Genomic DNA, 7,140 nt, shown 5'->3' on the forward strand with positions numbered 1-7,140 from the left:
GGCAATATAGGCAGCGTCAGCTACATATTCCAACCGCGCGAAGGGACGCAAGTTGCCTTCTCGCCGCAATCGGCTCATGGGCGCGCCTCCGCAAGCAACCGCGCCACCGCGGCGCCGGGATCGGCCTGCAACGCCGTGACGAGATCGACCTCCTCCTCGCCCTTCACCCGAATGCGCTTGAAGGCGAGCTCGGGCGCGCTGACCGGCGCGGTCGCATCGAGGCCCATCTTGGCGCCGATGCCGTTGTCCGTGGTCGGATCGAGCTTCGAGCCGAGCGCGCCCGATACGACCATGAGGTCGCGGTCGGCCTGGAAGCGCGTCGCCACCGCCCATTCGATCTCATCGGACGAGGAGATGTCGACGTCCTTGTCCACCACGATCACCTGCTTGATGTCGTAATGCGCGCCGAAGGCGGACATCATGATGTTCTTGGGCTCGCCGTCGTTGGCCTTGTCGATCTTGATCGCGAGATGATAGCGGCAGACGCCACCGCGCGTCAGGCGAACGTCGAGCACACCCGGAAAACTGCGGCGCAGATGCTGCAGCAGTGTCGCCTCGCGCGGCACACCGCCGAGGATCAGATGCTCAAAACCGCCGCCGACGATGGTGTGGAAGATCGGCGCCTTGCGATGCGTGATCGCATCGACCTCGATCACCTCGCGATTGGCGCGCGGGCCGTAATATTGGGGGAATTCGCCGAACGGTCCTTCCGGCTCGCGCACGCTCTGGAGAATCCGGCCTTCGATCACGATCTCCGCATGCGCAGGAACGCGGACCGAATTGGTGCGGCACTTCACGACATCGACCGGCGTGCCGAGCAGCGCGCCCGCGATCGCCATCTCGTCCTCGTCGAGCGCGGCGATCGCCTGCGAGGCCAGCATCAGCGCCGGATGCGCGCCGATCACGATCGCGATCTCCAGAGCCTGGCCAAGCTCCTCGGCCAGGCGATAGTAGGAGAACGTGTGCCGCGGCAGCAGCAGCACACCGATGCGGTTCTTGCTGGATATCTGGCAGCGGTGGATCGAGACGTTCTGCACGCCCGTCTTGGGATTGCGGGCGATCAACAGACCGGCCGTGATATAGGGCCCGCTGTCGCGCTCATTGTGCTTGGGCACTGGCAACTGGCGGAGCAGATCCACATCCTCGTGGACGACCTCCTGCACCGGCCCGCTCGCGACCTCATGCGTCGGCAACGGATGGCTCGCAGCCGCCAGGAAGCGCGGCAGCAACTGATCCTCGGTGACGCCGATGGATTCGGCGACCCAGTCGCGGCCAGCGAAGAGATTGGCAACGACGGGAATGGCATGGCCATCAGGACGCGGAAACAGCACGGCACTGTCGCGCTCCAGCCGCTTGGCGACCGCGGCCAGTTCGTCGGCCAGCGCAATGCCCTCGCGCGCGATGGCGAGCTTGCCGCGTTCGGCGAGATAAGCGAGCCAGGCGCGCAGATCGGCCGGCGCATTTGCCACTCGCCTCGCGGGATTTTTCATTTGCATGTAACTGGTCTTTCCTAGGAATCTTCAGATCAGGGCGCGATCTTGCGGAGCGACGGCGAGCGGCGCTTGAGCGCCTCGTCCTTGCCCCAGCGGCGCACCACGCCGATATCGATGTCGTAGAGGTCGAGCACGCGGCCGACGGTGTGCTCGACCATGTCGTCGAGACTTTCAGGCTTGGCATAGAAGGCAGGCACGGGCGGCGCGATGATCGCGCCCATCTCGGACAAGGCCGTCATCGTCCGGAGGTGCCCGGTGTGCAGCGGCGTCTCACGCACCATCAACACCAGGCGGCGGCGCTCCTTGAGCACGACATCGGCGGCGCGCGTCAGCAGCGTCGTGGTCGCGCCCGAGGCGATCTCGGACATCGAGCGCATCGAGCACGGCGCCACGATCATGCCGGCGGTGCGGAACGAGCCGCTGGAGATGGCGGACGCCATGTCGTCGATCGCATGACAGACATTGGCGAGCGCCCTCACCTCCGCAATCTTCAAATCGGTCTCATAGGCAAAGGTGAGCTCGGCCGTCTTGGACATCACCAGATGGGTCTCGACGCCGGCATTGCGCAGCAGCTGCAGCAGCCGCACGCCATAGGTGACGCCGGAGGCGCCGGAAATGCCGATGATCATCCGCTTGGGTGCAGCATCCTGCATAGGTCTGATTTCGCTCCCTGGGCGCGTCCTTGCGCAGCCCAAGGAGAGATTAGGCAATCCGATCCATCACCACAAATAATGATTGATTATATCATTCATCATCTGGGATGATGGCTACACGCACGGTCGACGAACGAGGGACGGACCCAGTGGAACTCAGGCAGATGCAATATTTCCTGTGCCTGGCCGAGGAAAAGAACGTCACCCGCGCCGCGCGCCAGCTCAACATCGTGCAGCCGGCGCTGAGCATGCAGATCGCCAAGCTCGAGGCGGAGCTCGGCCAGAAACTGTTCGACCGCAGCGTCCAGGGCATGACGCTGACCAGCGCCGGCGAGGCGCTGGTGCGGCTGACCGCGCCGATCCTACGCGATGCCGAATACGCCCGGCAGGAGATGGCCCAGCTCGGCGGACGCATCTCGGGCCGCGTCTCGGTCGGCCTCATCACATCGGTCGCGCAGAGCACCATGGCAAGCTCCTCAGCGACGGTCGCCAGCCGCTATCCCGAGATCACGCTGTCGGCCTGCGAGGGCTACACCGAAACGCTGGTGGACTGGGTCAACACCGGACAACTCGACCTCGCGCTGATCAACGTGCCACGCCGAAAAACGTCGCTTGCCGCGCACCACATCATGGACGAGGAGATGGTGTTCGCCTGCCGTAAGGACAGCGCGCTCCGGCTGCCGGCAAAGCTGCGCTTCGACCACATCGCGGGCTTCGACCTCGTGCTGCCCTCCAAGCGGCACGGCCTGCGGCTGATCCTGGACGAACAGGCGGCCGCCGTCGGAATCGATCTGAGGCCGCGGCTCGAGCTCGACACCCTGCCCGCGCTTTGCGACGTGATCGCGACCACCGATTTCGCCACGGTGCTGCCGACCATCGCGCTTCGACAATCGCTGGCAAGCGGCGCCATCCGGGCGCATCGCTTCGACGAACAGCGGATCGTTCGCTCGATCGCATGGGTGCATCATCCCCGGCGCGCGGTATCGGTGGCGGCGAAGGCCGTGCTTGATGTCATCAGCCATGATCTCGCGCAGGCCGCCGCCGTGGCGAGAGAATTCGTTGAGCCCGCCTCGACAGATTCGCGTCCGCCGTTCCGCAAGCTGCGCCGGGCGCCGCGGCGGAAAGCGATCTTCTGAATGCAGGATTTCTGCGCGGACAAGATGTCGCGCCCGCCGCAGAATGAGACGCATTGGTAAGTTCTGAGACGACCCAGCATGACGGTCGCACTGGCCTGCTCACTACGATCCAGGCCTAGAAAATCGCGACCTAGCGCTGATCCCCGACGGCTGTTGTCCCGGATGCTCCCTGGGCTCGCGGACAAGACACAGGCGGGAGATTCAGTCCGAGATGACAAAGTTCGGTGGCAGAGAAATCACGGACGGCATGCAGCAGCAGGGTGAGGGATTTCGTCCCGACCGCAGATCCCTTCTGTCCCTCGGCGCGGGCGCGGCGCTCGCCGCCGCCGGACTTAGTCCTGTCCAAGCGCAAGACTATCCCAGCCGCCCGGTCCAGGTGCTCGTGCCCTTTGCCGGCGGCAGCGCCAGCGACGTCATCACGCGCATCCTGCTCAACCGCATGTCTACGTCACTGGGGCAGGCCTTTGTGGTCGACAATCGTCCCGGTGCCGGCGGCAATATCGGGACGGCGGCCGCCGCGCACGCGGCGCCGGACGGCTATACGCTGCTGATGAGCACATCCGGTCCGCTGGCCGCGAACAAGTCGCTCCACAAGGAGCTACCCTACGATCCGCAGAAGGACCTCGCCCCGATCGGCCTGTTCGCGACGCTGCCGAATGTGATCGTGATCAATTCGCGGCTGCCGCCGAAATCGCTGAACGAGCTGATCGACTATGCCAAGGCGCATCCGCGGGAGCTGAACTACGGCACCGTCGGCGTCGGCTCGTCGCAGCATCTGGCGGCCGCCTATTTCGAGCAGCTCACGGGCACCGAGATCACCCACGTGCCCTATCGCAACATCGCCGCCTACACGCCGGACTTCATTGCGGGCCAGGTTCCGCTCGGCTTCCAGCTGCTACCCAACGTCATCAGCCTGATCAGCAGCGGCGATGCGCGCCCGCTCGCCGTCGCCAGCGACAAGCGCATGACCGCGCTGCCTGACGTGCCGACCGCGGCCGAGGCCGGCCTGAAAAACTACGAGAGCGCGGCCTGGCTCGCCCTGCTCGCGCCGGCCAATACCGAGAAGACCGTTGTCGACAAGCTCTACAAGACGATGGTCGAAGCCGTTGATGATCCGAGGGTGCGCGCCCTTTTCGTCGAGCAGGGCGCCGAGCCGTTGCTGATGGACCCACAGGGCCTGAGGGATTTCATGACATCCGAGACCACGAAATGGGCCGGGATCATCAAGAAGATCGGCATCGAGCCTATGTGACCCCGAAGCTTCGCCTCCCGTGGCTCTGGCTGTTCTGCGCGCAATAGTGCGCCACAATACTCCGCCCGCGGAAGCACGTGGAATTCAAGCACCGATCGAGGTTAAGTGGGTCAACGCTCGGATAGAGTAAGTGAGACGCTCGCATCAAACCACGCAAAATTGCGCGACAGCCGCCGCTTACACTACTCCCACTCAATCGTCCCCGGCGGTTTGCTCGTCACATCATACACCACCCGGTTCACGCCCTTCACCTCGTTGATGATGCGCGTCGCCGTCTCGCCCAAAAACTTCATGTCGAACTGGTAGAAGTCCGCGGTCATGCCGTCGGTGGAGGTGACGGCGCGCAGGCCTACGACGTAGTCGTAGGTGCGGCCGTCGCCCATGACGCCCACCGTCTTGACCGGGAGCAGCACGGCAAAAGCCTGCCAGATCTCGTCGTAGAGGCCGTGCTTGCGGATCTGGTCGATGTAGACGGCATCGGCCTTGCGCAGGATGTCGAGCTTGTCGCGGGTGATCTCGCCGGGGCAGCGGATGGCAAGGCCCGGGCCTGGGAACGGGTGGCGGCCGACGAAGATTTCGGGAAGGCCGAGCTCGCGCCCTAACTTGCGCACCTCATCCTTGAACAGCTCGCGCAGGGGCTCGACGAGCTTCATGTTCATGCGCTCGGGCAGGCCGCCGACATTGTGGTGCGACTTGATCGTCACCGAGGGGCCGCCGGTGAAGGAGACGCTCTCGATCACGTCGGGATAGAGCGTGCCTTGCGCCAGGAAGTCGGCGCCGCCGATCTTCTTGGCTTCCTGCTCGAACACCTCGATGAAGAGGCGGCCGATGGTCTTGCGCTTGGTTTCGGGGTCGGTGACGCCTTCGAGCTCGCCCAAGAACTGTTTTGACGCATCCACGTGCACGAGCGGGATGTTGTAGTGGTGGCGGAAGAGGTCGACGACCTGCTCGGCCTCGTTGAGGCGCATCAATCCGTGATCCACGAAAACACACGTCAGCTGGTCGCCGATGGCCTCATGAATCAGCACGGCTGCGACGGCGGAATCGACGCCGCCGGAGAGACCGCAGATCACCCGGCCCTTGCCGACCTGCGCGCGGATTTTTGCGATCTCCTCCTCGCGGAAGGCGCGCATGGTCCAGTCACCGGTGAGGCCGGCGATCTTGCGGACGAAATTGCGGATGAGTTTCGCGCCGTCGGGCGTGTGCACCACTTCGGGGTGGAACATCAGGCCGTAATATTTGCGCTTCTCGTCCTGGATGATCGCGAACGGCGCGTTCGGCGAGGTGCCGGCGACCGAGAAGCCCGGCGGCATCTTGGTGATGCGGTCGCCATGGCTCATCCAGACCTGGTTCTTGCTGCCCGACAACCAGACGTCCTCGAATAGCTTGCTGTCGGCCTTGACCTCGACATCGGCGCGGCCGAATTCGCGGTGATGGCCGCCCTCGACCTCGCCGCCTAACTGCGCCGCCATGGTCATCTGGCCGTAGCAGATGCCCATCACGGGCACGCCGGAGGCGAAGATTACTTGCGGGGCGCGGGGCGAGCCGGCCTCGTGGACCGATTCAGGGCCGCCGGAGAGAATCACCGCTTTGGGCTTCATCTCCTTGAAGGCTTGTTCGGCCTTGTTGAACGGGACGATCTCGCAATAGACGCCGTCCTCGCGCACGCGACGCGCGATCAGCTGCGTCACCTGGCTGCCGAAATCGACGATGAGAATCTTGTCGTGCGCCGAGGCCACCGAGGGCGTCGACGCGGAGCGGTCGTTCTGTGCTGCTGTCATGGCAAGCAGATACGCTGGCCGCGCCCGGCCCGCAACTCCGCGCTCGCGCGCGCCCACATGCTTCTTTGGGCATGGACAAATGAATATAGGTAAGTATTATTGACCTAATTTGCCCTACTCCGCAACAAGGGGCCGATCAGGGAGAATATCCATGTCCCAGCATCACCAGCCGTCACAGCTTGCCGCGCTCGGCCGCATCTGGGTCGAGGCGTGGAACGCGCGCGATCTCGAACGCGTGCTCAGCCTCTATGACGAGGCCGCCGTGATGACCTCGGACCGCATCCCGGCAATGGGTTCGATGCCAGCGGCACCGTGCACGGCAAGGACGCACTTCGCGCCTATTGGAGCAAGGCGCTCGTCCTGCTGCCGGAGCTGCACTTCTCGCTAATCGATGTCTTCGTCAGCCCGGATAGCGTGGTGGTGTTCTACGAGAACGAGCGGGGCAAGAAGATCTGCGAATATCTGCGGGTGAATGATGCGGGGCTGATCATGCAGGGCTCGGCGAACCATCTGCCGCATTGACGTCGCTGTCTTCATGGCGAGCGCAGCTCTCGTAGCAACCATTAAAGCGCCGCCCCGATTGCCGTTGAGCATGACGCCGCGCTTTCGGCCGTCAAGGCGTGGCCTGGGGACAGCGGATGTGAGGAGAGATATGAGCGACGGCCAGCCTTGACGGCCGCTGCGCGCGGCGTCGTTGAGGCGGCAGGTCGGGACGAAGAAACGGTCGCCTGATCGAACAAAGAAACGCGGGTCAGAGGGCGGGCAGCTTGGCGAGTTGAGGCACCTCGGCCAGCCAGGGAGTTCCGCGGGCGACGACGGCGTTGA

At 64.4% G+C, this 7,140-nt stretch carries 5 protein-coding genes and 1 pseudogene; 3 read left to right on the forward strand and 3 right to left on the reverse strand.

Translation table 11 applies throughout. The features are described from left to right. Window positions 1–74: 74 nt before the first annotated feature. Together G8O24_RS23005 and G8O24_RS23010 are read right to left on the reverse strand one after the other, a co-directional pair. Window positions 75–1,496: a UbiD family decarboxylase gene (locus tag G8O24_RS23005; RefSeq protein ID WP_188103286.1), complete on the reverse strand. Its 1,422-nt coding sequence runs from the start codon at window positions 1,494–1,496 to the stop codon at window positions 75–77. A gap of 29 nt (window positions 1,497–1,525) precedes the next feature. Then, complete coding sequence (locus G8O24_RS23010; protein WP_188103287.1) at window positions 1,526–2,146, reverse strand: UbiX family flavin prenyltransferase; 621 nt, start codon at window positions 2,144–2,146, stop codon at window positions 1,526–1,528. Between the two features lie 164 nt (window positions 2,147–2,310). Here G8O24_RS23010 and G8O24_RS23015 point away from each other — a divergent pair, with 164 nt between their 5' ends. Then, window positions 2,311–3,282: a LysR family transcriptional regulator gene (locus tag G8O24_RS23015; protein ID WP_188103304.1), complete on the forward strand. Its 972-nt coding sequence runs from the start codon at window positions 2,311–2,313 to the stop codon at window positions 3,280–3,282. 211 nt (window positions 3,283–3,493) lie between these two features. Then, complete coding sequence (locus tag G8O24_RS23020) at window positions 3,494–4,534, forward strand: Bug family tripartite tricarboxylate transporter substrate binding protein (protein WP_188103289.1); 1,041 nt, start codon at window positions 3,494–3,496, stop codon at window positions 4,532–4,534. A 182-nt stretch (window positions 4,535–4,716) separates the two neighbouring features. On the opposite strand, the gene guaA is transcribed toward G8O24_RS23020, so the two are convergent. Continuing rightward, window positions 4,717–6,315, reverse strand: coding sequence for a glutamine-hydrolyzing GMP synthase (gene guaA, locus G8O24_RS23025; protein WP_188103291.1), 1,599 nt, complete (start codon window positions 6,313–6,315; stop codon window positions 4,717–4,719). 151 nt (window positions 6,316–6,466) lie between these two features. Here guaA and G8O24_RS23030 point away from each other — a divergent pair. After that, a pseudogene (locus tag G8O24_RS23030) lies at window positions 6,467–6,837 on the forward strand (nuclear transport factor 2 family protein). Window positions 6,838–7,140 lie beyond the last annotated feature (303 nt).

The sequence above is a fragment of the Bradyrhizobium campsiandrae genome (assembly GCF_014529705.1).
In the GTDB taxonomy this organism is placed as follows: Bacteria; Pseudomonadota; Alphaproteobacteria; order Rhizobiales; family Xanthobacteraceae; genus Bradyrhizobium; species Bradyrhizobium campsiandrae.

Excerpts from the sequence above, each read along its gene's own strand:
- guaA (WP_188103291.1), bottom strand. The coding sequence starts at position 6,315 with ATGACAGCAGCACAGAACGACCGCTCCGCGTCGACGCCCTCGGTGGCC.
- G8O24_RS23010 (WP_188103287.1), bottom strand. The coding sequence starts at position 2,146 with ATGCAGGATGCTGCACCCAAGCGGATGATCATCGGCATTTCCGGCGCC.
- G8O24_RS23020 (WP_188103289.1), top strand. The coding sequence starts at position 3,494 with ATGACAAAGTTCGGTGGCAGAGAAATCACGGACGGCATGCAGCAGCAG.
- G8O24_RS23005 (WP_188103286.1), bottom strand. The coding sequence starts at position 1,496 with ATGCAAATGAAAAATCCCGCGAGGCGAGTGGCAAATGCGCCGGCCGAT.
- G8O24_RS23015 (WP_188103304.1), top strand. The coding sequence starts at position 2,311 with ATGCAATATTTCCTGTGCCTGGCCGAGGAAAAGAACGTCACCCGCGCC.